A 24,539-nucleotide genomic window follows, 5' to 3' on the forward strand; every position below is an offset into this window, starting at 1 on the left:
TTCCTGTGAGGGGAACAAAGTTGCCCCATTGAAAAATACCCCGCATCTGCGATCTCGGTAACGGTCGCATTAGCGAGAGTCCTGACTTGATTGTGTGCGCACAGTACTGTTCAATCAATTTCATATTTTTTGCAAATAACATGAATAATTTTAATGATGATTGAATTGCGCCATTTGCGTGCGCTGAGTGTTTTGCGTGAGACAGGCAGTCTGGTACGCGCAGCGGAACGCCTTCACCTGACCCAGTCGGCACTTTCGCACTTATTTCGCGAAATGGAGGACCGGCTCGGCCAAGAACTGTTTATACGCAAATCCCGGCCTTTGCGATTTACCAGTGCCGGTCTGAGGCTGCTGCAATTGGGGGACGACATACTGCCCCAGGTAGCTATAGCACAACGGGACCTGTCCCGGCTGGCATCTGGTCAAGCGGGCAGGCTCAATATCGCTATCGAGTGCCACAGCTGCTACCAGTGGCTGATGCCCGCACTGAATACCTATCGGGACGGCTGGCCAGAAGTGGAACTGGACCTGTGCAGCGGCTTCCACTTCGCTCCCCTGCCCGCACTGGTGCGCGGCGACCTGGACCTGGTTGTCACCTCCAATCCAGACCCGGACCTGAAAGGCCTGCACTACGAGCCGCTGTTCAGCTTTGAAATGTGCCTTGCCATAAGCCGCAAACACCCACTGGCGCAGGAGAGCAAGCGGCGCTGGGTAGAACCGCAGGAATTGGCTGGTGAAGTCCAGATTACCTATCCGGTTGAGCGCGAGCGGCTGGATATATTCCAGCACTTTCTCGATCCAGCCGGAATAGAGCCAGCGGGTGTTCGGACCGCAGAACTCACCGTGATGATGGTTCAGTTAGTAGCCAGCGGCCGAGGGGTTTGCGCCCTCCCCAATTGGGCTCTGCACGAGTACCTGCAAAAGGGGTTTGTTTCCCAACTCCAGCTGGGTAAAGAGGGCCTTTGGAGCACTCTCTACGCGGCAGTGCGGGAAGATATGCTCGAGCAACCTTATCTCACAGACTTCCTCAAAACCGCACGGGATACCAGCTTTGCCAATCTACAAGGTGTGAGAGCGGCCAAAACCAGCCCCAGTGTGGCAGAACCTGCCTAACCACTTACAAAAGTTAACTGGGCGGCTTAAGCCTTTACGGAAATAATGACTTATTCAACCTCAGCACAATTATTAAACAAACTGAATATTTTCAGATCGAACAAATCAATGGTTTGGTCTGGCCGGAGAGGCCGGTAAAATCACACAAATAACGATGGAGCCTCTGAATAACTCCGTGATACCTCTGGCTTACAGAGCGGTTCACAATCAAGACGCGGATTCGCAGGAATATCCAGATCTTGCAAGAAGTCGCAACGCAGAGTGTGAATCGCTCTGCAAGCCCCGAAGGGCGGGTCTTGAAGGCCGCATCTGCTGCATGGCAGCGTCCGCAAAGGACTGTAACCATTCGCACTGAGCTGCGTCTAACACCTGCGGCCTTCAAGACCCGCAGAGGCATTACGGAGTTATTCAGAGGCTCCTTATACACGGCAGTGGCCTGTACCCGGCCAAATGCCTGGACTTTGTAGGAGACCCTCTATGTCAAACCCGGTTGAACGTTGGAACTCAGTGAGTAAAGGACTGCACTGGCTTTTTGTAATCCTGCTGCTCTCTGTGTGGGGAGCGGTTGAACTGCATGAGTTTTACGAGCGCGGCGACCCCATGCGCGGCTGGTTTATGCAGCTGCACTTCTCACTGGGAGTCGGTGTCCTGATGCTTCTGGCCCTTCGCCTCTACTGGCGTGCACGTCACAAGCGCCCACAGATTGAAGGCAAGAAGTGGCAGAAGGCACTGTCCAGCCTGACCCATGGTGGACTCTACCTGTTGATTCTGGCTATGCCGGTATCAGGCATCGTGATGCGCCAACTGTTTGGGCGCGATACCGAGTTTTTTGGCCTGTTTGCCGTTCCCAACCTGTTCGCCAAAAACCCGGATCTGGGCAAGCAAATCGCTTTCCTGCACAAAGATGTAATGTGGCCCGCCCTGCTCGTACTGGTTGGACTGCATATCGCCGCCGCCCTGTGGCACCACTTTATTGCCCGCGATAACACTTTGACCCGGATGCTGCCGCAACGCTAATCCAAGATAGGGAAGTGAGGAGAGATAGGGAGAGTTGAATGGGAGAGCGCAAGGCTGCGCTCTCCCGAATAGAACCAGCTAAAGCAGGTACGACTTACTCGTCGTTATTGCCGCGCTTGGCTTTGGGCTTTCCTTTGGGCTTGAACTTAGGCTTACCCTTAGGCTTCCCTTTCGATTTCACCGCCGCTTCATCGAAGCGGGTGATTTTCATCGGCTTACCGGAAACACGCACCTTCTTCAGGTGTTGGAACACTTCTTTAGGCATTCCCTGAGGCAGATCTACCGTGGTGAAATCATTGTAGATTTCGATACGGCCGATATAGGAGCTGTCCAGATCCACCTCATTGGCAATAGCGCCAACAATGCTGCCCGGGCGCACGCCCTGCTCGCGGCCGATCTCGATACGGAAGCGCTCCAGCCCTTCATCGGGCGGCGGCAGCTTGCGATCTTTCTCGAAGCTTTCCTTCTTGCGACGGCGGCCACCGTCAAAGTCATCATCGCGCTCGCGACGCTCTTTGCGCGGTCTCTGCTCTTTCTCTTGAATCAGCAGGGGCTGATCACCTTGGGCCATTGCAGCCAGCGCGGCGGCAACATCAAGTGGATCAACCTCATTCTGCGCCAGGAATTCCTCAACCAGCTGGCGATAGGGCGCCAGATCAGTTTGGCCTTCCAGGGTCGCGGTGATGCGCTCGCGGAAGCGCTGCATACGAGCACTGTTAACCGCATCTGCGCTGGGCAAATCGAGTTTTTCGATCGGCTTCTTGGTCGCTTTCTCGATGACACGCAACATACGGCGCTCGCGGGGCGCCACAAACAGGATCGCATCGCCTTCGCGACCAGCGCGGCCGGTACGACCGATACGGTGAATATAAGCTTCGGTATCGTAGGGGATATCGTAGTTAATCACGTGGCTGATACGCTTTACGTCCAGTCCACGAGCCGCAACATCGGTGGCTACAACAATATCGAGCTTGCCGTTTTTCAGCTTGTCGATCACGGCTTCACGCAGGTTCTGCGCCATATCACCGTTCAGGGCGGCACTGGCGAACCCTCTGGCGGCCAGCTTATCTGCCAGTTCCACGGTGCTGTTTTTGGTGCGCACGAAGATAATCGTAGCGTCCACCGGCTCCGCTTCAAGAATACGGGTCAGTGCATCCAGTTTGTGCAGGCCGCCAACCGGCCAGTAGCGCTGGCGAATGGTTTCCGCAGTTTCAGTCTTAACACGGATTTTTACTTCAACCGGCTCATCCAGATGCTCGCGGGCGATGCGGGCAATCTCTTTTGGCATAGTGGCGGAGAACAGCGCAATCTGGCGCTCTTCAGGAATCTGCTCCAATACCCACTGCACATCATCGATAAAGCCCATGCGCAGCATTTCATCCGCCTCATCCAGCACCAGGGTGCGAAGATTAGACAGATCCAGGGAACCGCGACGCATATGGTCCATCACCCGTCCGGGAGTACCTACCACCAACTGAACGCCACGCTTCAACTGCTGTATCTGGCCGCGGTAGTCAGCGCCACCGTAGATAGGCGCAACGTGGAAACCTTTCAACTTGGATGCGTAAGACTGGCAGGCTTCAGCCACCTGAATAGCCAGCTCGCGGGTCGGTGCCAGCACCAGTGCCTGAGGGCGACGATCCTTCAGGTCCAGCTGGGAGAGTAGCGGCAGCGCAAAGGCTGCGGTCTTGCCAGTGCCAGTCTGGGCCTGGCCTAGCACATCCCGCCCCTCCAGCAGGGATGGAATAGTCTGTGCCTGGATCGGGGAGGGAGTCTCATAGCCGAGCTTTTCGATGGCGCTGAGAATTTCAGACGGCAGACCCAACTGGTCGAAGCCGGCCGCTTTAGGGGTATCGGTCATTTCGGAATTCACTTGAAGCCAAAGTCCCTATCGCGGGACCGGAGCGGTGGGTAAAAGGCCGCGCAGTCTAACAGGTTAGACGATCCAGATCAGCCTGTTTTTTAGGCAAGTTGATTGGCATGTATCTGCCCCGACAGATAGGATATCAATATTGGGTAGATAAAAAGAAAAGCGTCATTGATCTAGAGGTAAAAAGAGTACAGCGCTCCTTAGACCATATCCACCTCAGTTTCAGGCTGCTGCCTTAGCTCCGTTGCACGGGCCTCCGTCAAGCGCCTGCAAACTCCATCGATTGTAGCGGTAATATGGCGGGAGAAGCTGCCATCCACTTGGGTCTTATCATAGAGATAGGCCCGAAATCGCTGGAAGAACTCCGTGTCTACCGGGTCGGATTGATTCCAAAAGCTGGAGAGTCCCCCTTGGTGAGTCAGCCCCGGTAAGTCATACAGTGATCGTCCAAGTACTTGAGTTGGCACCTCGTGGAAGAGTGCAGATATACCCACTGTACTGTTGATTGTTACAACCCCTAGGGTGTGGTCGAGCAAAGTCGGCAGGTGCAGGTCATGGCAATAAATAACCCTTCCGGTAATCTGGTAGCGAGTTTCCAGCTCCCGTATCAGCTTTTGATAGTGACAAAACCCACGATCCATCGGGTGGTGCTTTATTACCATCATCGAATCCTGTGGTGCATTTTGTGCAAACGATTGCAACACTACCTCTATCGCATTTTCGATAGAAACCAGATCAGAGTGCTTTCGCAGTTGAAAATCATCGCGGGTTTGAAGTGGAAAAAGAAAGTACCGGCCGCTGAGCTCACCCGTCAAACGGGCCGTAAGTCCCCGCTCCATCAGTTTATACAGGCCTTTTCGATAGAAACTCCTGATCCAGCAAACACCTTCACCGAGCCAGCTGAGACTTCGGTGGTGCCGATAGTGGGGAAATTCCGATTGAGAAACCCGCATCGCAAGATAATAGGCCATTGCAAAACGCGCTCGTCTAAAAAAAGTTTGCCCAACAGATTTAACCGGCTTTCGCTCTCTGGCTCGATAACTATTAATTGCTTCTCGAGACCAGTCCGTACGCGAATGGGCGTTAACCCCGCCAAATTCAAGAGTGATAAAATCCGGGCGCAAATATCCCTCTTCGAACACACCAAAAGCGATATCCTTGGACTCGCAGATGGATTTTGCAATGGTATGCAGGCGGCGGCAGTCCCCATAGCAAAAAACAGTATCTACATTATTTTTAGATAGATAATCTGAGAAGAAGGCACTCCAATCACTTTCTCCCCCGGTGAAATCCACCTGAAAATCAGCCCAAGCAAAGTAGCGATCCCCGCCATTAAAGTTGATCTTATGAGTAATGACTCCGCTCTGTGACAAGCGCCTCGCCAATTGGGCAAAGAATGGGCCATGAGGTCCTTGTAAAAATACTGCCACAGACATGTATTGGCTTTTCCTTGAGCTAAGGTCACTGGATACGTTGAAACGAGGCGATGAATAAAAAAGAAATGACTGTGAAATTAGGCAAACTTCACAGTTATTATATTGAACTGCTTTTTACATCTATGCGAGCCATCTAACAACATAGAACGTGGATATTAGAGTCGCTACTAACAGGGCAGAAACTTTTGTAAATTTGGCAGCAAAAACTGCCCTACTATGGTTTCTTACTTCTAGGATCTTCCCATCAATCAAACTGTATAGTCTAAAAATGCCGACACACAATTTGTATTTGGTACAAACCATAAAGTCAATTTATCTAAAAGTACAACCACTCAGCCCACCAAGAAATTAACATCTGGCGACACATGAGAAGAAGTTAGCCCTGTAGCAACCCGAATAAATTCCAGCTCCATTTAATCCCACATCTTATACCAGGAAAAAATAGGTGTCAGTACAATTGGTACTATAATCACCGAAGTGTAATCGAGCGTAATAGAGTAAGAATGGCTTGCAGCCGGAAAGCCTTGGAAACCAGTTCCCGAATACTTAACGCAGAAGGGGGAAATATACAAGTTAGCAAAGTAGAAGATTGAAACTATATTCCCCGAGATCTAAAAATTTAAAGCAATATATCAAAAGAAATTAAATAGAAAACCTTATACTGGATTTCGGGTACAGCTTTCAATATCTCATAAATATTCTTCGATACAAGGAGAAGAGTTTAAAAAAAATTCCTTTTTTATTTCCCAAAGACCGCGCCCCCTCAATTAGCTCAATAGTAGTTTCTGCATTGATAAATTCAGCCGTTTTGGGATCCACATAAACAGGGTATAACAGCAAAGTAGCGGCAATCATCTGATTTAAAGTTAAATTGCGCTGCCTTCTCGATAAAAAATCCCTTAACTCACCCGTGGGGATTTCTCTATTTTCGACAAGCGTATCCCTTGTGAGCCCCCAGCCAGCATAAAAGGGTAACCCATAAGTGACCACCTGCTTGCCTCTCAGTAATGCCTCAAAACCACTCAGGGAGCTCATGGTGTGAATTTCATCAGCGACTTTAATAGCAGAAACTATATCACCCTGTTCAAGCAATGTGTCATAAAGGGAATCAGAACTCCCCTGCAAAGTACCTAGGCGAGCACCACAAACTACGTCAGGGTGAGGTTTATAAATAATATGAGCATCAGGATTATTGAGCCTGACGCGCTCAAGAAGCGCCAAGTTACTTTTTATTACCGGGGAGCCATTAGCTATCGAGGCATCGCTTTCTACCTGCCCGGGAACTAAAATAATTTTTTTACCAGAGGAAAAACCAAAATCAACTGTAGGTTGATCTTCTACAACGTTGTATTTGCTAATCCCTTTATCGATCAATTTGTCTCGTAACTTTCCAGCTCTATCTAGAAGAGGATCAGGAAAACTACAGGTATTTAACAGCATCTCCAAATCGCTGGGCTGCCTGGCGTCAAAGTAAATACCACGACTATCTAGAACCAGTGAACTCGGAACGACCAGGTCGGCACCCAAACCAACGGAACGCAAAAAGCCATCTTCAACCCTCCAGACATTTAAATCAGATTTCTTAGCCTCATCAAGCAAACCATCTGTAATCCGACTTGCCCATACCAGAATATTGGTTCCTGCCCTTGCATCTGGTACCTTTGCAGAAGAGAATTTAATCCTTCCCTTTCCACCGATAAAACCTGGAATAAAACTCCTTTTCCAGTGAGAAAATCCTACCCCGACCCAGTCTCCATCGAAGCGGCTCCATTGCCTGCGTTGTTCAGCAATTAATGCCACAGTGTCTTCAAAGTTACATCGATTGCCAGTATACGGATTAATATACCGGGAGTATTTTAGGTACGCAGCACAAAAAACCTGAAGCAACGTTCGCTTCACACTGCGGCGACCACAGTTTTGCCTATCTCGAGTTAAACCCCACCCCGCATAAAAAGGCATTCCAAAGCAATGGACCTCCTTACCGGCGACCAGCGCCTCAAAACCCAGCTGGCTGCTGACCACATAAACCTTTTCAACTCGATCCAGGATTGACCAGGGGGAGATATCCTCAGAGATAATCCTACAACCCCTCAGTTCAGCCAGTTCCTTTAGATAGCCACGCTTTTTCCCTGCGATAACATCGGGATGAATCTTTACAAGAATTTCAGCATCAGGATTTTCATTAATTGCGGACTCAAGCATTTGCGAGAAATGCTGCTCAGAAGCCAACCCACCTTTAACAGAGATATCTCCAAATGTTTGATCGACCACTAAAATGGTCTTTTGCCCAGGCAAAATTCCCAGTGAGATATCAGTCGATTGATTATATTTCGACAGTCGGCTCTCTCGTATAAGCTTTAAGCCTTTCTCTGCACGAGCAAGATCTTCCGGCGAAAAATCAGCCTCCCTAATTAATATTTCCAGGTCACTTGGCCGGGAGGCGTCGTAATAAATACCTGTCGAGTCTACCACCAAGCTATGAGGTTCAGCGCCATTTACGCCTAGGCCGAGTGAACGTAAAAACCCATCTTCTATAGCGATATAAGGCAAACTCAAATGAGTGGCAAGGCGCTGTGCTTTAAGGGCGCTTTTTTTTAACCCCCAGCCAGCCATCATGGAAATTGATCTATCGGGCTTGAGAGCTACATAGCGACATTCAGCTTCCAGGAAGTTATCAAGGTTAGATAAACGCCGAAGCCCGAGTGAACAGTGTCCAATTACAGGCATTTCCTTGCCTCAAGAGAAAGTGCATCCCGAAGGCTATGATCGTTGGTAAGATCCAAGATTCCCTCAACCCAAGCTGAGGGTTCCATTGGCAGCAACAGACCATTTTCCCCATGCCGCACTACGGAACCATATATGTCCCCTTGAGCAAAGATACCTGCGGCACCAGCCTGGGTAATATCAAAAAATTTTGTATGCGACCTGGCGCGATTAAATGGCAAATCGAGCAAAGGTGCCAAACCAATTGATCGCCCTCGCCCTCGAAGCATCGACACGTAGGTAGGCCACTTCATCGGGTGCAGTACCTGCACCCGTGGCATTCCTCGAAAGAGCCGATTGACACACTGATCTCCAATTATCTCAAAATTGAGAATTGGACTGCGGCTGAGGACTTCCTCTATCACCGGCCGCAGCCACTGAACATCCTCAAGGTGAGACGCAGATCCATGGTAAAACACGGTCAAAAGCTGCTCCTGCTCACAACTCAAGGGAGCAGGCTGCAGTAACTCTGGAGACCAACTTTGATACTTTTCCGCAAGGTAGGGGGTCGATACCAATAGTTGCGCGCCGACAGATTTCAACCACCTCTGCTTAGACCAGCTAAGCCGTAATATTTTTGCTTGATATCGAAGTGGCATGCTGGAAAACGCATACCAATCAAATAAATCATCATCGATAAAGAGGTAAATTCTCTGAAACTGACCTCTGTTTTTATCAATAAATGACTTCCAACTCCGAGGGATGTAGCGAACAAAGATTAAGGATTTTCCATTAATATCCTGTTCAAATGGGGAGCTGGACCAAGTTATACACCGGAAGTTGATTCCCCTCTCATACAAATATGGCCGGATAAAATAGTCTGTTGATGGATTTGCACCCTCTTCAATGACTAAACAGCTTTCTGTGGGAATCGAGTCAAGTGCCAAACTACTACCCCTCTAGCGGAAACACGATTGGAATCAAAATCAAAACTGTTATCGAGTAAGCAATAGTCAGGGGTAATCCAGCTCTGAGGAAATCACGTAAATGATATCCTCCCAAGTTTTGCACAATCAGGTTGGTCTGATAGCCAAATGGGGTGAGAAAGCTGGCACTGGCTCCATAGGCTACGGCCATTACAAAGGGCATCCAGCTAACCCCAAAGCTCTCAGCCAAACTCCATGCGAGGGGGAAAGCCAATGCAGCGGCGGCGTTATTGGTCATCAATTCTGTCAGCGCCAATGTCAACAAGAAGACGCCCACCAGCCCGGCTAACGGCCCCCACTCCGCTAATAAACTACGCAGTCCTAGCGCCAGTGAATCTGCCAAACCACTACCCGCGAAAGCCTCAGCCAAAATCAGAGCACTAGTGATAATCAACCATATCTGAAATGGGAAGCGCCGCTGTAACTCAGTAGTAGATATAATTCCCAGGCCAATCATTCCACCAAGGAGAACGATGAGCCCTTTTAGCAGCGAGAAGATCCCCAGTGCCGCACCAGCTACAACGGCAGCAAAACCCAACCCCAAAAGCCAGTTATTACGTCGAGAGAGGTCGCGCCGAACCTCTGTGCCGCTGATCACATAGAAATTCTTATCAATATTCAGGTGATGACGAAAATCCGGGCCCACCGCCAACAGCAGGGCATCCCCGGCACGAAGCTCAATCTCCCCGAGCTTGCCAGACAATCGCTCACCGCCACGGCGCATGGCAACCACTGCCGCATCGAAGCGAGTACGAAAATTACACCCTTTTAAGGTCTGGCCAAGAATACTGGAACTGGGCGTAATCACTACTTCTGTAAGATTCAGGTCCAGATCCTCATCTTCCAGCGCAAATAAGCGCAGCCCCTCAATATCCTGCAAGCGACCAAGATCACGTACATCGCCACTAAAAATTAATTTGTCCCCGCAACGGATAACTTCAGAGGGGCCGACAGGGCTAATAACCTGATTTCTGCGAACAATTTCAATTAAGTAAAAAGTCTCAAGTTGGCGTAGACGGTTTTGCTCAACACTCTTCCCATCCAATGGAGAGTTAGCCACCACTTCAGCCTCCAGCAGATACTCAGTGACAGGCTCCTCCGTTACTCCCCCTTCAGGGAGAAGACGATTGCACAAAAGCAATACCACCAAGCCCACTAAAGCTGCGGCCAAGCCCACCGGCACAAAGGCGAAAAAGTCCAAACTGGGAAGGCCGCGATCGAGTACAAAGCTGTTAACGATCAAGTTCGTAGAAGTACCAATAAGCGTCAGAGTACCACCGAGAATTGCCGCATAGGATAACGGAATCAGCAACTTGGCCGCAGGCAAGCGCCGCTGCCCTTTCACACTTGAAGATAGGGCCGCCACCACTGCCGTATTGTTAAGAAATGCGGAGCTTAAGGCGGTAGCCGTTGTAAGTCTCAATAAACTGGCTTTTAAAGACCCCTTGATCAGGCCCTCTGAGATAGAACGCAACCAGCGCGCCTTCTCCAGTCCCACCGACACGAGCATCAATACAACTAAGGTGGCTAAACCGGGGTTGGCCCCTTTCTGTAACGCCGATTCCGCAGGAACCAAACCAGTAAGAAAACAGGCACCAGCCGCCGCAGCGAACACCAGGGACGGTCGGAAGTGAGTAAAAATTAAACATCCGATAACCAGGGCGAAGATACCGGAAACAAATAATTGGGGGAAAGTCATAAGGTCGAAAGGTCGCTCTGGTTACCGATACTATTGTTCGTCTTTATATACACACCTGTGGTGAAATCAAATTATGCCAAATCTTGGGTGAGTATTCCCCTAGTGTAAACACTCCCCATCACGCCCTGAGTTGGAGATTTTTACCCCCCGCACACGATACTCACTGTTTGAACGAAACTCGATCCGGGAACTCGCCATAATATAGGCCCTTAACAACATTGAGATACCTCACACTCGACTAAGCCAAGGAGAAATCTTCATGAGCCAGAGTCAGATTCGGGTTATAGGCTGGGTCAGTATCTAGTAAATCCCCCCAACGAGCACGCATATGCTCCGCCTCCCGTTGTGCCCGTCGGCGTTTACTGAGGGTATTATCAGCACCCCGTGACACCGACTCATGGTGATACAGCTCTGCGTATGGGGTCCATAAGTTGCGATAACCCGCTTCACGTACTTTTAAACACAGATCAACATCATTAAACGCAACAGCCAGGTTCTCCGCATCCAGGCCAGCAACTTCCTCAAATACTGATTTGCGTATCAATAAGCATGCCGCAGTCACAGCGGAAAGGTTCTGTACCAAATGCAGGCGCGAAAAGTATCCATATTCGTGGCGGCTGAAGTACTTATGGGAGTGACCAGCAACACCACCAATCCCCAAAATCACCCCACCGTGCTGGATGGTATCATTTGGGTAGTAGAGCTTCGCCCCTACACAACCGATTTCCGGCCTCCGAACCTGGCCGACCATCTCCGTTAGCCATTCATCGCCAATTGGCTCAATATCATTATTAATCAGTCCGATGATCTCGCCCTTGGCAAGGCTGACTCCAAAATTATTAATTGCAGAGTAGTTAAAGGGATGATCCCAGCGATGTACTGAGACTCGAGAATCAGTAGCCTTCATTTCATTCAGAAAGCGCAATGTTCCTTCACAACGACTCTGATTGTCTAAAATCAGTAATTCAAAATTGGGATAACATGTTCGGGCAAGGATAGCCTCCACGCAGGGCTTCAGTATATCCAAGCCATCGCGGGTTGGAATGAGCAAGCTTACCAAAGGGGGGGGCTCAGAAATATCCCATCGCACCCGATAGCTATTAGGGGCTATGCCAGGTAGAGCTCTGGCTTTCAGGCCCTCACTTTCCAGGTAGTCACTCACAGCCCTAAGACCCGCAGAAGCCGCATAACCTTTTGCACAACTCTCTTGTGCTGTCGAGCCACTAATAGCCCGCCAGTGATAGAGGACTTCAGGAATATGGGCCACGTTTTCTTGGTTCAAATAGGGCATACAGCGCAATAACAAATCGTGATCCTGACTTCCCTCAAGGCCAGCACGAAATCCTCCTATACGCTCAACCAGCGCACGGTGCAATACCGTTAAATGGCAAATATAATTTTGTGATAGTAGAAGATCTGGATTCCAGCCTGGCTTAAAGTGAGGATCAAAGCGCACTCCCTGTTCATCAATTTTATCTTCATCGCTATACAATAATTGTAACTGCGGATTATCTACGATTGACTGAACAACCCGTTGTAGCGCAAAGGGAGCCAGGGTGTCATCATGATCTAATAGCGCAACATATTCACCATTAGCCAACGACAAAGCACTATTACTTGCAGCCGAAATATGGCCATTTTCTGTTCGAAATACTACTTTGATACGCAGGTCTAGCTTTTCATATTTCTCCAAACAAGATTTAACCTGAGCCAGACAGGAAGCATCATCAGCAATACACAGCTCCCAATGACTATAACTTTGTGCCAAAACTGAATCGATACATGAGCTTAACAGTTCAATGTCAGTGTTATAGGTTGGAAGAATAATAGAAATTAAAGGTCTACCAGACACTTTATCGAAATCCAGTGAGCCCGGATAAGAAGCAACTCTTTTTGCCTCTACAGTTCTAATCCACTCAGAATAATCACTGGTTTGCTTCCGCTTAACAAAAGTTCTTGCATAGTGCTGTAAAGCCAAATTCCGCCAGTTGCGACCTGAATCACGGGCCTCTTCACGAATGAGTTGTAAAACCTTTGCCTTTCCCCGACTGCGAAATTTATAGTGCATATTGGCCAAGCGCTGCGCCAGCCGATCGTAGGCAAACTGGGGAAGAAGCTTCACAAACTGGAAGTGTTGTATAGTAAATAGGCCTTCAGATTCCATAGGGTCAAAGCGCAAAGCATTAGGGCGTTGTTCAAGGTAGATAAGACGCTTACTAACACGACCCGATTTAATTGGAAGAAATATACTATCCTGCTCAGTAAAGCCATTCCCATAGTCAAAATAGAGTTTAGAATCTGCAGACGACTGATTGTGCTTTAGACCAAGTTCCACCATATACCAGCCAGGGCCAGGAGCTCGTCCCAATACTTGGAATTGGGGGTCCGCTCCAGATGCGTACCATACAAAATCTGTTTCAGTGCAATCGGAGGGCCCAATCGCAAGTCCAGGCTTAAGCCTGGGAGCGAAATCGACATAGAAAAAGGACTTTAAAATATTTAACACCGTAACAAATCCAGTTATTACTCAGCACTCTTAGCGGTGCCGCATGCATTCGCCAATAAAATAATAGCTAGTTCAACTTACACTGAAACTGGCAAGTATCAACTACCCGATACACACCTTAGACTAAGGGCTAGCATCCAGTCTGAAGTTGACTTTGGCAGCAATTTTTGTACCATAAATATAGGCCTCAATCTCGTCTCGATTGGATAAACTCATTTTAGGCTTAAAAGCAAACCCACATTTTAAATTCTGTGAAAGTCCCTTTCGCACAACGTCGGGGCGGTCTCTATTCAACTCAACTAAGTGCTCTTCTCCATTAATCAGCAAGCGAATTTTTATCGCTCCAGAAAATTCCGCTGTCGCCCAACCAGTAATCAAGTCAGGACCTACATCTACAAAAATTTTCCCATAACACAGATATGGAGTCTCAGCAGCTATACGCTCCTTCAAACGTACAACACCATTTTTCACACTTTCTACATGACAGAGAAGTGCATCATCAGCCTCATCATTTAAATCATGAGCTTTAAAATAAGCTTCACCCTTTTTCCTAGTTGAACTGCCAGCACCAGAACCCTTGTTCTCCTTTTTTATTGCATGTTCATGTCTGGACTTGACAACATAATGATTTATCCTTAACCCATCATAGATGACTTGAGTCGTTTTAGGTTCACTAGATCCACCATTTTCAAATTCAGTAGGTTGGAAGTTAGCAGAATAATAACGTCCGGTTTTAAGTACACATTCATGGACATGCATCTTCTCAACCAAAGACGGCTTCAAGATTGTTTTAATGTGTCGGTTAAATTCGTGCTCTGGTTTTGAAGCTTGAGTAAATCTCTCAATCACTAATCCATCGCTCTTAAACTTATGTCCGGATGAACCGAAATTCCTCCAATTTAGCGCTAGTGCGCTGGCATCCTCGATCTGATTAAAGTCAGATAGTAAACCTTTTAAATTAACGTCTTGACCAGTAACAATAAATTCATCGGCATCAATAAAGCCGAGTAAATCAACTTCATCGCCAAAGCGATTTAATATCAGATTATATGCCGGCATCTGTGGACCATGATCCCCTACTCTGGGGAAATAAATCCTATTTACTACTCCCAAGCTGTCCAGAGCCTCCAACAATTGGGAGGACCCATCATCACTGATATTATCTGCAATATAAAAAGCATCAGCACCAATCAACTGATGATAAACGATCCACTCAAGGATGTACTCATATTCGTTCTTAAAAATCGCAGCTATTCCAAACTTCATTCTTACTCAAAAGACCTTTCCAGGTGAAAGCATTATTTTCAACACTCTCACAATAAACTATATATAACTTAAAATTCTCGATCGTCTACTATAATCATCAAAAAGATGAAAGCCCAACTTTCCAAAAGGTTAACTAGCAAGCTGTTTTGTGGGCATGTGTATAAAAAGAAGCCTGCAACCTTGAACAACCAACAAACTCTTTTAGTTTACGTCCATCATTCTTTTCGATATCAAAAAGAAGAAAATTTTTCCGGCCATAAAAATACTGAAGCACATTTGAATGATGTCTATGCCACTCATATTTCCAGCGCTGTATAACAGTTTCGCGATCGCATGAGTAGATCTTCTCAAATCTGTGCAAATAACTACCATTACCGTGATTAAGCCGACTCTCAACCCATTTCTCTACAGGACGAGTATTTAAAATAAAAAGAGAATCGGGGTACTGTCGATCTAATTCCTGATAGTACTTTTCGAAAGCATATAGGCACCGACTTGAGACAAACTCCATATCACTATAGAAATCAAAATTTTCATATCCACTTAATAGAGGTCTCCCATGTAAGTAGTTATCCTCAAGTCGTAAAGCCAAGCTCCCATGATCCCAGTGGACAGCTTTATAGCCATTACGCAAGAAAAAATGATTCAGACTGGTTGTACCGCACTTATTAAACCCAATTTGAAATACTTTCATACTAAAAAATCTTTAAAAGCTTATTCATCCAAAGTGCTTCTTAACGTCGAGCCGCCTGTATTTGATCCAAATCGAAACAGTAAAGTAATACAGAATTTAGGTCTTGCTTTTAGCTATTTACACCGGTAACCAAGGACTACAACTTTAATCAAACTACATAGCATACACTATCAAGAGGATGAAACAGAGCAATCAGGAAAAAGTAGCTTACATTACTAAATCACACATCTTGGGCGGATTATACCGAGTAAAGATGAAGCAATGTTCCCTGATGCATTTCACCGGACAGAACCACCCCCGTCAACACCTTGGAAGGTAGCCCGGTTCCAAAATCGTGGGGCATACATACTAAGAAAGCCTTGTAAGAGATGGTAAAATTGGCAGGGGTTGGCCCGTTCTGGCCACAACAACCTCTATAGAGGATAAATCCTTGATATCAGTTAAATCAAAGGAGAAGCCAACAAATCCCCTCCTGCCCAGCCCTCGTGCCTTGTAGATCGGGCTATATTCACTTGCTTTAGTCTCGGCCACAACTTCGCCGTTGTGTTTAACTCTAAGCAAAGCCGCTTCAGTCTCTTCCTCTGACATCGCCCACCCCCTCAGACACCCATTTTCCCAGGCAGTAGCGGCACCTCGTGTAAAGCGTGCACTGTCACGAGCTAAATGAAGCCGCCAGTCAAATTGTGTACGAGCACAGTTATAAAATTCATACTCCTTTGCATTCAAGGCTCGCAATTCAGATAGTTGTTCATTCGTGAGCCCTCTCGAATGAACAACCTCATTAGAAGCAATGTTTTGACGCAAAATTGGAATATTGATACCAAACTTTTTGTTAAGCAGGAGAAGAGAATCCTCAAATGATTCAACAAACCCTATAAAACCAAGTTGAGACCAATTACTCTGACCGATAAGGCGAAGCTGTCTATTAATATTTTCACGAGAGCGGTAAAAGCTCTCAAAACTATCTTTATAACCTTGATGCCGAACTTTATGATTATACTCAGAAACAATTCTATCAACGGGATCACGCAAAAAAGTTATCATCTGTCCAACATCAAATATATCAATGTATTTTGATGCGTGAAAATGACCAGTGAAAAATTGATAGCCTTCTTTGTTAAAGTCCTGATAAAAACTCCAACCATCCACCTCCCCAGAACCCCACTTTTTAATGAGAGGACTTGTCAAAGGTGAAAATTTTCCATAATCCTGACAGACTCTCGATTCACCAAAATAAGTATTAGCACCTTTTCGGAAACTTGTGCCAGCAGTTTTTGGAATATGCAAAAAAAACAAACACTTCATAATAGCAAACCATAACCCCGGGAATCTATTCAGGAAAACAGAAATATATAATTTAGTAAAAGATGTTGCAAAAATCTAAATATTCTACTTTTGTATTTTTTTAAAAAAAGGATCGCCAGGGAAATTTATGCGCCCAAGAGAAAGTATATAGTCAGACATTATCATTTTTCTTTTTGCGTATACCAATCTGAAAAGATTTATATAGAATGACCTAGCTGACCTTCGCTTTCTGAAAGCAAGCCTTATCAAATAGCCAACATCAGAAGGCCCGAGATGTCCATTCATTATATTCTTTACTAAATAACTCAACATCCCAGTCTCTGACAAATAAATACTTGATGGATGGCCGGAAAACGGTAGTCGCAATAAAGTAGCGCCACTAATATTCAATAAATCCACATGCAATCTATCAGCACTGTATGGATCATAAATTATATAAACATCCGTGTAGATCGAAATAGATTGAGGAATTTCATCATAAAGAAATTCCAATCCCACTAAGTCTTTCCCCCATCTTTTTTCATCAGGTACTTTCTTACGATCTATTGAAAAAAGTGGAGAAATAGCAATCACAGAATTGAGCCTAAATTGCTTCATAAACAATAATGAAGCATACGCCCCCATTGATGAACCATATAAAATTCTTCTTGTAGCAAGATTGTATTCGGATCTTTTTTTTATGGCTTCAATACACTCAAAAATCTCGCCTGTTTGATACCAATGATTTTCATGTATCAAAACATGAAACGCATTAATTTTTATCTTCTCAAGAAAACGCTGAGCAAAGCCTAATTGATTTATTGACTTATCTACATTTTCTGGCAACCGCTGCTGAAATGTAATTGCTAGTGGCGTGCCTCCATCAGATACCGATACATATCTACAGCTAACCTGATTTCCTATAAAAATTAATTCTTCTTGCATACTCAAACAAATATAATGGACAAAACTATATTAAATTTCATAACCAAACAATTCAAAGTCCTCAGCATATAAAGAAGAAACTATATCCCTGCCCTTTTTATCAAGTAACTCAATCGATCGCTTTCTTACAGGCTTTCTATTATGGGCACGTTCCTGTGAACCCCATCTAACACTAACTAATGATAAATCCGGAAAAAGTACGTCAAATTTTGCCGAGGCTTTGCTAATAGATTCCAGCTTTAATATTAAATCCACATACCTTTTTCCTCCAATATAAAACATATCCTTTTGCTTAACACAATGTCGATATCGTAAATCGAAGCCATTGAGAGTATTACTATTCATTGAATAAACATAATCTAAAAAATATCTTCTATAATCAGAATCACTGACCTCACCATGATTATATCTCTCATAGATACCCTTATTTACTTCATTAAATGCAGATAAGACTCTATCGTATGGATTACGAACGAAGCCAAAAGTAAAGTGATCCGTTAGACTCATGAATTCTTCAGGATAAATATCTCTTAAAAGAATCAAAGGCAAATGTGCTTTATCAATTTTTCTACCTTTGAACTCGTCAAACATCCAAAAGAAATTATCGCGAGTATCAAACTGATACAATGAATTCCTAACAGTCGTGCCAGCGCATTTTGGATTGTGAATGAAGGTGAATTTCTTAGAATCACTTACTATCATAATAACATCGAACCTTAGAGCATTTACTAAACTTCACTTTTTAAGTCAACTAATTTTTTTCTATAAAATTCATTAGCAGGCCTGGCTCGAGAGAGCACCTTATATAGTACGAAAGAAATCAGCGGATTAATTTTTAAAAAAGCAGATGCTGTATCCCCCATTACTTCAACTTCAGATTGCTCCAAAAAAGAACTAATGTTTAGCGACTCTATGCCCAAGTCACCAGAAGAGGGGGGGAAATCAGAAAACTCTATATTTCCGTCGTCATCAAAAAGTAATTTTGCTCTCGCAATGAAAGGAGAATAACCACTCCCAGATTGAACAGTATTCATATAATGAGATCCAAGCCCTTGATAAAGGCCATTCTCATTTTTTTTCAGCCTTTGTTCATCCAGACGCTCAGAATTTTTAAGTGCAGATTCATAATTCCTTAACCCAATGTGCTTATAGTGAAGAAGAGCTATTGGATACTTATTAGAAGACTTGTAATCTAAAGTTCGCTTCATATATTCAAACCCAAACCCTTTTGGATGGCATCCATAGCTATAGGCCATATCAAAGTTACAGTCAAAAATAATTCTTTTGTCAAAATTTGGGGAGCGAATTCCATTTTTATACTGCCCTAATAAAGACTGATCTTTATCTATAGGTTTTTCATCTACAATATCAAATCCGGTAATTTCCGGTACAGTAACTCCCATATTCTTATATTCAGACAACACATCATGTAATTTGGGGTGGTATAATATTTCATCCATATCACAACTAATAACCCAGTCAGCGACCTCATCGGTGAACCTCCCTCCTGCGCGACTGTAATTTTTATATAACTGAGTTTTTAATTGGATATATTTCGCCTCATCAATTTTACCAGTTGAAGACTGCCAACTAATAACGGTTACCTTAGGAAATTTTTTTGCTAACTCTACGCTACGATCTGTAGAAAGATTATCAAGAAGAAATATTCTCGTACAAATATTACTATAGTACTCTAATACATTACTAATTATATCTTCTTCGTTATAGCAAAGGAGATATACATGAATTTTTATATTCGGAGCCATGAAATATACCTCAAGATTGAGAGTCTCTATATGAACAAATTAGATAATCAAGAAGATTCTTAACCCCTTCTGTGGGATCCCAATCAAAAGAGTCAACGACTTTTGCATCCTGAGATAGACACATATACTCCTCGCCAAAAATTTCCTCTCCCTCACAGAATTTACTGATGAATTTTCTATTTGATTCAAAATATGCAAGCTTTACAGAGTCGGAAAAAATTTTCGGAAGGAGGAAATCAGATTTTGCCAATTCCGATCTGGAAAAATCAGATATTAATTTAAAGTCATCCATATTTTTTCTATTTAGAGCCAATTTAAGCTTTACTCCTTCGGCACTGAGAGAGTAATTTGCACCCTCCCCATTTGAAATCGGCTTTAACTCTGACAAACAATTAGGTGCAATATCCAAAAGTTGTAAAAACTCAGATTCTAACCCCTTATCCTTATACCTTATCTGATCGTATGGAATTATTTTTATACTACACCCAAGCTCTAACCAAGCATTGCAAGTTTCATAATAATCAAGAACCTTATCTGTATTTTTCCAATTTAAATTGGTCGTACGAGAAAGAGCCTTTACATCTTGATTATATCCTGATGCTAACAATTCGTCTTGGCGCCTAACAGTATAAACGATTTCTATTTCATCATAAAATCGCTTAAGAAAATCTACGAGCTTTTCTTTATTCGCTATATGAAAATATTCTGAAGAGATAAATGTTTTTGAGAAGCCATTTGACTTATCTAAAAGCTTCGCCAAATCGTCTATATCAACCTCTCTTTTCAGTCCATAAATATCTTTTCGGCTAATAAGTCTATCAGAGTCTATAAAATTACACGCCAGATTATGAGGAAGACGATTAGCTAGAATCAATACACCACCAGCTTTAGAAATATACTCTCTGTTAACATTGAAGCATGATTGAATATAACTTGTTCCAGTTTTCGGCATACCTGCATGGAGATACAACTTAGTCATTAATAAGCCTCCAGATGTTTCTCTGCACAGTCATTAATACTCAAAGGAGAAGTAATTCCTTTACTAATAAACTCCCAATCAACTGCTCTTTCATGTGCCTTAGTTATAGCAGACTTCAAAGAATTACTATTTCCATGTCGAAAATTATATCCATTTATACCATCAGTAATTTTTTCAACCATCCCGCCAATATCACTGCCAATCAATGGGCGACCATGATTAAAAGCTTCCTGAATTACCATTGGAGAATTCTCCCACCAAACCGAGGGAATAATTACCCAGTCCGCTTGCTCCATCAACTTGCCAATCTCATGGGATTCATATGATCCATGCAAAGTCACTAAATCTCCCAGCTCCTCTAATAGATCATGAATTTTTTCCTGAAATTCCTCAGTCTGCCCCTCTAGATTTGCGCCATGAATATCGAGGTGTACTTCTTCCCGAACTTCATCTGGCAGCAATTTAAAGGCTTCTAGTAATACATCAACCCCTTTAAACGGATTGATTTGGCCAAAAAATGCAAAACGACCCCGTTTTTCGCCTTCACCCAGTGGCCTTGCAGCCGGGCGCTCTACTTCTGGTTGACCATTTTCGATCATGATCAGCTTTTCTTCTGGAATCCCCCAATCTTTATATCGATCAACCAGGAAGTGACTGGGGGAAACAAATTTATCCACTAGATTGAAGATGGACTTGATATATTTTTCCCGCAGAAAAAAATCTGCAGTAGAACGTTCAGGAAAACAACGTCCACAGTCAGCTGGTGATGATTTATAGCAGAGCTTCATCTGTTTGCCCGGCTTTACCATCTGTCCATTGTTTGCACAAATTGCCAAATATTCATGCAATGTCATCACAATACGCGTATCCGGCAGTGTATTTCTAACTTCACGTACTAATTCAAGTCCCATATGAATATAGTGATGAAAGTGAACTACTGTTGGTCGATATCGTTGGAGCAATGCGCGGAATTCCTGCCATACATGCTTTTTACAACCTGATTGAAACAGGAAGAAGTCAGACATATGCGTATGAAATAGGATCTCTTTCTCAGAGTTAATTGTAGAAAAGGCAGACCCACCATGAGACGCTTGGTTAGTCCGAGCTAAAAATACGGTATCCAAGCCCCGCCGTTCATACTCTTTAAATAAATTGTAAGCAGCAACTTCAGCTCCACCTTTACTGTGATCCGGGTGGCCATGCGAAACGATCAGTATTCTTTGTTCTGTCATCGGTAAGTCCTTAGTGCACCAGCTGCTCAATTAGATTTCCCCAGCGCTCTGTGTGTTGCCAAGCGTTGTATAGGGTAATCTTGAATTTCCAATCGCGATTTTCAAATAAGTTCTGAGACAATCTCTCTAAATGATAGAGCTTCTCATCAGAAAGTACGTAATGGCGATATCCCATATCACGCAACTTCAGACAAAGATCTGAATCCTCAAAATCACCGAGCACATAAGTCTCATCTAGACCACCGACAGACTGGTAGAGCGATTTAGTGATAAACATGCAAGCCCCAGTAACAGCTGGGGACTCAGTGACCGGATCTATATTTAACAACCACTCAGGATTACCTTTTCCTGGGTGTTCATTAAGCCATAGATTGCCAAACTGCATACTCTTGGAAAAACTCATACCCACATGCTGTATAGTGCCATCATCAAATACCAGCTTTGGTGCAACAACGCCAACATCTTCCAAGCCCGATGATTTTTCTTCAATTCTAGAAAGCCAACCATTACGACTTGGAATAATATCTGAATTAAGCAGTACTAGTTTATCTGCGGTTGCATACTTGACGCCCAGGTTATTGGCACCAGCATAGCCCAGGTTTCTGCCACCATAGATCACCTTGAAGCCAATAGGGAACAACATACTGGTGTCGTAACAGAATGGGATAAACTCATCGTAGAGTCTGGGATCATCCAGGACGTAGATTAATTCAGTTTCATTAAAATCTTCATCATTAATAAACTGTGCAATCTGGTGTAAAAGAAAATCATAGCGGCCATAAAGCGGAACAATGACACTACGTTTAGGATTGCGAACCTCTGTGCCAAACTGCAATACTTCAACTTGAGGTTCATCTAGAAGATCACGCCGATTCGACCAAAGTGCAGATAATGCCGGGCCGATATGTTGACGCATATTTACCTGGTAATCTCTTCCGGTAACATTAAAATTCACTAACACTTGTTGGCTAGCCAAAATAATATCTTCCCGCACATTGGATTGCTGTACTGGAATTGTGCCTAAAGCACCATCTTTAGTGAAAAAAAGAAGTTCTAACTTAGCTTGCTCAATTAAATGTGGCATAGGTATCCAAGCAAAGAATCCAGCCTTATAAGTTGGACTTGCTTTTCCAGGAAAAGCTTCCAGAACATCCTGGCGAGTATAACGAGCAGACTCTTTGAGTAAGTTCTCGCTATAACTACCATCGGTAGTACGCAAAACCAAACTCGCCAAGTCATTTTGTCCATCTAATAGCCAGCCTGATAGGAATAAACCGTGCCCCGGTACTGCTAAAATGTTATCCCAGTGGGAGTTAACTTTAGATTTAAGTTGGTTTTCATCCAGTGTACGCAATCCTGGGATTACAAATACACTGTTACCCATACTTTCGAACATCAGATCAAGTAGTTGTGCCTTTTCATCCGTACGCCAAGTCATACAATGGCCAAATAGGGATTCACCACTTAATTCAACAAAAGCATTTAACTCAACGCTCTTAGCTTTAGAGTCTTTAGCTGAAACAGATAAACATAGGGATTTTTCGTTCACTGGGTGATCATAAGGCCAGTCTACCAATAGGCTATACCCCCAACGGGCACTACCTTCAAAGCCAAAATGTCGATTTACATCTAAGCGAGTTGTGCGCAGCGTTGAGTAATTAAGTTCACCAATATTTGGTCCTTCAAAATCTTCATCGCTATCAATATATTCAAGGCGAAAGTCCAATGTGCTATGGGCGGGGTGAAAGGCCCAACCTTGTATCAATAAATGCTTGCCACCAATAACACCACATATATCAACCCAAACCTGAGCTATTTCCGGGAAATTCTTAGTTGGCTTAGTTGTTGCCGCCTTTAAACGCTCTAGTATCTTAATTCCCATTATCTCATTCCATCCTTATTCAGCGGTACGATATTGTTGTGCAATCCATTTACGGTAACTGCCATCCATTACCGCTCTCCACCAACAATCATTGTTCAAATACCATTGCAAGGTCTTATAAATGCCTGTCTCAAAGCTCTCCAGGGGTTGATAACCAAGTTCATTATTGGATTTCTTTGGATCAATGGCATAGCGGCGGTCATGGCCGGCCCTATCCTGGACGAATGTAATTAACTCTTGCGCATTACCTTTGATAACAGATAGCGCTTGAGGGTACTTAGTGGCTAGCGAAGTGTTTTCAGCAAACTCACGATTCATCAAGTCACAGATGAGTTTAACAATATCGATGTTTGCCCATTCATTAATGCCACCGATGTTATAGCACTCTCCAAGTTGCCCCTTTTGTATCACCTGTTCAATGCCCCTAGCGTGATCTTCGACATAAAGCCAATCGCGAATCTGTCTTCCATCTCCATATATAGGCAATGGTTGATTGAGCAAAATATTTGTGATCACCAGCGGAATCAGTTTCTCTGGAAAATGGTAAGGACCATAATTATTGGAGCAATTACTGGTTGTTACCTGCAGTCCATAAGTATGGTGATAGGCTCGAACTAGATGATCAGAGGCAGCCTTGCTGGCAGAGTATGGGCTATTTGGAGCGTATTGGCTCGTTTCACTAAATGCAGGATCTTCTGCTTCAAGAGTGCCATACACTTCATCGGTTGATACATGGTGAAAACGGTGAGTTTCTCGATGGAGCCCTTCATCCAGCCATACTTTTTTTACCGCCTTTAACAAGCTGTGAGTACCGATAATATTTGTCTGGATAAAGGCATCTGGCCCACTTATCGAACGGTCTACATGGCTCTCAGCTGCAAAATGTACCAAAGTATCAATCCGATGCTCTCTAAGTATATTTTCGACTAAATGTGTATCTGAAATATCGCCCTGATAGAACTTAAAGGTCGGCAGATCACTAACTGAATCTAAATTTGCAAAATTACCAGCATAGGTGAGCGCATCCAGAACTACTACTACGTCTTGTGGATAGGTTTTCATCCAGTAGTGAACAAAATTGGCTCCTATAAAGCCTGCGCCACCGGTTACCAGCAAGTGTTTCATCTTCATACCAAAAAATTAGCTACGATTTATTTAAAA

Annotated in this window: 19 protein-coding genes; 3 read left to right on the top strand and 16 right to left on the bottom strand. The window is 44.4% G+C overall.

Features of this window, described 5'->3' with window-relative positions; translation table 11 throughout:
* Nucleotides 1-153 precede the first annotated feature (153 nt).
* The 3 genes from ACJJIW_RS02105 (at nucleotide 154) to ACJJIW_RS02115 (ending at nucleotide 2,130) form a co-directional block, all read left to right on the top strand.
* Nucleotides 154-1,113: a LysR family transcriptional regulator gene (locus ACJJIW_RS02105; RefSeq protein ID WP_444895075.1), complete on the top strand. Its 960-nt coding sequence runs from the start codon at nucleotides 154-156 to the stop codon at nucleotides 1,111-1,113.
* Nucleotides 1,114-1,352: 239 nt separating this feature from the next.
* Nucleotides 1,353-1,580 carry a hypothetical protein gene (locus ACJJIW_RS02110; protein WP_444936599.1) on the top strand — a complete coding sequence of 76 codons (228 nt, stop codon included), beginning with the start codon at nucleotides 1,353-1,355 and terminating at the stop codon, nucleotides 1,578-1,580.
* A gap of 10 nt (nucleotides 1,581-1,590) precedes the next feature.
* Nucleotides 1,591-2,130, top strand: a complete 540-nt coding sequence (locus tag ACJJIW_RS02115; RefSeq protein WP_413664530.1) for a cytochrome b — start codon at nucleotides 1,591-1,593, stop codon at nucleotides 2,128-2,130.
* A gap of 94 nt (nucleotides 2,131-2,224) precedes the next feature.
* Here the strand turns inward: ACJJIW_RS02115 and ACJJIW_RS02120 are convergent, their stop codons facing one another.
* From ACJJIW_RS02120 to rfbB, 16 genes are all read right to left on the bottom strand, one after another.
* Entirely contained in the window at nucleotides 2,225-3,991 is a 1,767-nt protein-coding gene (locus tag ACJJIW_RS02120; protein WP_282934580.1) for a DEAD/DEAH box helicase, read from the bottom strand.
* Nucleotides 3,992-4,200: 209 nt separating this feature from the next.
* On the bottom strand, nucleotides 4,201-5,436 hold the full coding sequence (locus ACJJIW_RS02125; protein ID WP_444936600.1) for a capsule polysaccharide biogenesis protein: 1,236 nt from the start codon (nucleotides 5,434-5,436) through the stop codon (nucleotides 4,201-4,203).
* Between the two features lie 681 nt (nucleotides 5,437-6,117).
* Nucleotides 6,118-8,052 (bottom strand): capsule polysaccharide biogenesis protein, encoded by a 1,935-nt coding sequence (locus ACJJIW_RS02130; protein WP_444936601.1) that lies wholly within the window; start codon nucleotides 8,050-8,052, stop codon nucleotides 6,118-6,120.
* A 101-nt stretch (nucleotides 8,053-8,153) separates the two neighbouring features.
* Complete coding sequence (locus ACJJIW_RS02135) at nucleotides 8,154-8,741, bottom strand: glycosyltransferase family protein (RefSeq protein WP_444936602.1); 588 nt, start codon at nucleotides 8,739-8,741, stop codon at nucleotides 8,154-8,156.
* A 349-nt stretch (nucleotides 8,742-9,090) separates the two neighbouring features.
* Nucleotides 9,091-10,824 (bottom strand): SLC13 family permease, encoded by a 1,734-nt coding sequence (locus tag ACJJIW_RS02140; RefSeq protein ID WP_444936603.1) that lies wholly within the window; start codon nucleotides 10,822-10,824, stop codon nucleotides 9,091-9,093.
* A gap of 238 nt (nucleotides 10,825-11,062) precedes the next feature.
* A complete protein-coding gene (locus tag ACJJIW_RS02145) occupies nucleotides 11,063-13,162 on the bottom strand; it encodes a glycosyltransferase family 2 protein (RefSeq protein ID WP_444936604.1) in 2,100 nt (699 codons plus the stop codon).
* Nucleotides 13,163-13,453: 291 nt separating this feature from the next.
* Nucleotides 13,454-14,596, bottom strand: coding sequence for a glycosyltransferase family 92 protein (locus tag ACJJIW_RS02150; protein ID WP_444892871.1), 1,143 nt, complete (start codon nucleotides 14,594-14,596; stop codon nucleotides 13,454-13,456).
* A 133-nt stretch (nucleotides 14,597-14,729) separates the two neighbouring features.
* Nucleotides 14,730-15,290, bottom strand: a complete 561-nt coding sequence (locus ACJJIW_RS02155) for a sulfotransferase (RefSeq protein WP_444892870.1) — start codon at nucleotides 15,288-15,290, stop codon at nucleotides 14,730-14,732.
* A 348-nt stretch (nucleotides 15,291-15,638) separates the two neighbouring features.
* The gene (locus tag ACJJIW_RS02160) at nucleotides 15,639-16,595 is read right to left on the bottom strand and encodes a sulfotransferase family 2 domain-containing protein (RefSeq protein WP_444936605.1); all 957 of its coding nucleotides are present in this window, start codon (nucleotides 16,593-16,595) and stop codon (nucleotides 15,639-15,641) included.
* Between the two features lie 84 nt (nucleotides 16,596-16,679).
* Nucleotides 16,680-17,519 carry a DUF2147 domain-containing protein gene (locus ACJJIW_RS02165; RefSeq protein WP_444936606.1) on the bottom strand — a complete coding sequence of 280 codons (840 nt, stop codon included), beginning with the start codon at nucleotides 17,517-17,519 and terminating at the stop codon, nucleotides 16,680-16,682.
* 30 nt (nucleotides 17,520-17,549) lie between these two features.
* Nucleotides 17,550-18,221 (bottom strand): sulfotransferase family 2 domain-containing protein, encoded by a 672-nt coding sequence (locus ACJJIW_RS02170; RefSeq protein ID WP_444892867.1) that lies wholly within the window; start codon nucleotides 18,219-18,221, stop codon nucleotides 17,550-17,552.
* A gap of 26 nt (nucleotides 18,222-18,247) precedes the next feature.
* Complete coding sequence (locus ACJJIW_RS02175; RefSeq protein WP_444936607.1) at nucleotides 18,248-19,285, bottom strand: glycosyltransferase family 2 protein; 1,038 nt, start codon at nucleotides 19,283-19,285, stop codon at nucleotides 18,248-18,250.
* Between the two features lie 10 nt (nucleotides 19,286-19,295).
* Entirely contained in the window at nucleotides 19,296-20,264 is a 969-nt protein-coding gene (locus ACJJIW_RS02180; RefSeq protein WP_444892865.1) for a hypothetical protein, read from the bottom strand.
* Nucleotides 20,264-21,496 carry a glycosyltransferase family 4 protein gene (locus ACJJIW_RS02185; protein WP_282934133.1) on the bottom strand — a complete coding sequence of 411 codons (1,233 nt, stop codon included), beginning with the start codon at nucleotides 21,494-21,496 and terminating at the stop codon, nucleotides 20,264-20,266. The genes ACJJIW_RS02180 and ACJJIW_RS02185 overlap by 1 nt, the downstream gene beginning before the upstream one ends.
* A 10-nt stretch (nucleotides 21,497-21,506) precedes the next feature.
* Complete coding sequence (locus tag ACJJIW_RS02190) at nucleotides 21,507-23,378, bottom strand: glycosyltransferase family 2 protein (protein ID WP_444892863.1); 1,872 nt, start codon at nucleotides 23,376-23,378, stop codon at nucleotides 21,507-21,509.
* Nucleotides 23,379-23,393: 15 nt separating this feature from the next.
* Nucleotides 23,394-24,503 (bottom strand): dTDP-glucose 4,6-dehydratase, encoded by a 1,110-nt coding sequence (gene rfbB / locus ACJJIW_RS02195; RefSeq protein ID WP_282934135.1) that lies wholly within the window; start codon nucleotides 24,501-24,503, stop codon nucleotides 23,394-23,396.
* Nucleotides 24,504-24,539 lie beyond the last annotated feature (36 nt).

The organism is Microbulbifer maximicatervae (SeqCode) (genome assembly GCF_052467815.1).

What these genes read in the sequence shown, in the direction of transcription:
- ACJJIW_RS02105 (WP_444895075.1), top strand. Translation starts at nt 154, where the DNA reads ATGATGATTGAATTGCGCCATTTGCGTGCGCTGAGTGTTTTGCGTGAG.
- ACJJIW_RS02115 (WP_413664530.1), top strand. Translation starts at nt 1,591, where the DNA reads ATGTCAAACCCGGTTGAACGTTGGAACTCAGTGAGTAAAGGACTGCAC.
- ACJJIW_RS02120 (WP_282934580.1), bottom strand. Translation starts at nt 3,991, where the DNA reads ATGACCGATACCCCTAAAGCGGCCGGCTTCGACCAGTTGGGTCTGCCG.
- ACJJIW_RS02125 (WP_444936600.1), bottom strand. Translation starts at nt 5,436, where the DNA reads ATGTCTGTGGCAGTATTTTTACAAGGACCTCATGGCCCATTCTTTGCC.
- ACJJIW_RS02130 (WP_444936601.1), bottom strand. Translation starts at nt 8,052, where the DNA reads ATGATGGCTGGCTGGGGGTTAAAAAAAAGCGCCCTTAAAGCACAGCGC.
- ACJJIW_RS02140 (WP_444936603.1), bottom strand. Translation starts at nt 10,824, where the DNA reads ATGACTTTCCCCCAATTATTTGTTTCCGGTATCTTCGCCCTGGTTATC.
- ACJJIW_RS02145 (WP_444936604.1), bottom strand. Translation starts at nt 13,162, where the DNA reads ATGGTGGAACTTGGTCTAAAGCACAATCAGTCGTCTGCAGATTCTAAA.
- ACJJIW_RS02150 (WP_444892871.1), bottom strand. Translation starts at nt 14,596, where the DNA reads ATGAAGTTTGGAATAGCTGCGATTTTTAAGAACGAATATGAGTACATC.
- ACJJIW_RS02155 (WP_444892870.1), bottom strand. Translation starts at nt 15,290, where the DNA reads ATGAAAGTATTTCAAATTGGGTTTAATAAGTGCGGTACAACCAGTCTG.
- ACJJIW_RS02160 (WP_444936605.1), bottom strand. Translation starts at nt 16,595, where the DNA reads ATGAAGTGTTTGTTTTTTTTGCATATTCCAAAAACTGCTGGCACAAGT.
- ACJJIW_RS02165 (WP_444936606.1), bottom strand. Translation starts at nt 17,519, where the DNA reads ATGCAAGAAGAATTAATTTTTATAGGAAATCAGGTTAGCTGTAGATAT.
- ACJJIW_RS02170 (WP_444892867.1), bottom strand. Translation starts at nt 18,221, where the DNA reads ATGATAGTAAGTGATTCTAAGAAATTCACCTTCATTCACAATCCAAAA.
- ACJJIW_RS02175 (WP_444936607.1), bottom strand. Translation starts at nt 19,285, where the DNA reads ATGGCTCCGAATATAAAAATTCATGTATATCTCCTTTGCTATAACGAA.
- ACJJIW_RS02180 (WP_444892865.1), bottom strand. Translation starts at nt 20,264, where the DNA reads ATGACTAAGTTGTATCTCCATGCAGGTATGCCGAAAACTGGAACAAGT.
- ACJJIW_RS02185 (WP_282934133.1), bottom strand. Translation starts at nt 21,496, where the DNA reads ATGACAGAACAAAGAATACTGATCGTTTCGCATGGCCACCCGGATCAC.
- ACJJIW_RS02190 (WP_444892863.1), bottom strand. Translation starts at nt 23,378, where the DNA reads ATGGGAATTAAGATACTAGAGCGTTTAAAGGCGGCAACAACTAAGCCA.
- rfbB (WP_282934135.1), bottom strand. Translation starts at nt 24,503, where the DNA reads ATGAAACACTTGCTGGTAACCGGTGGCGCAGGCTTTATAGGAGCCAAT.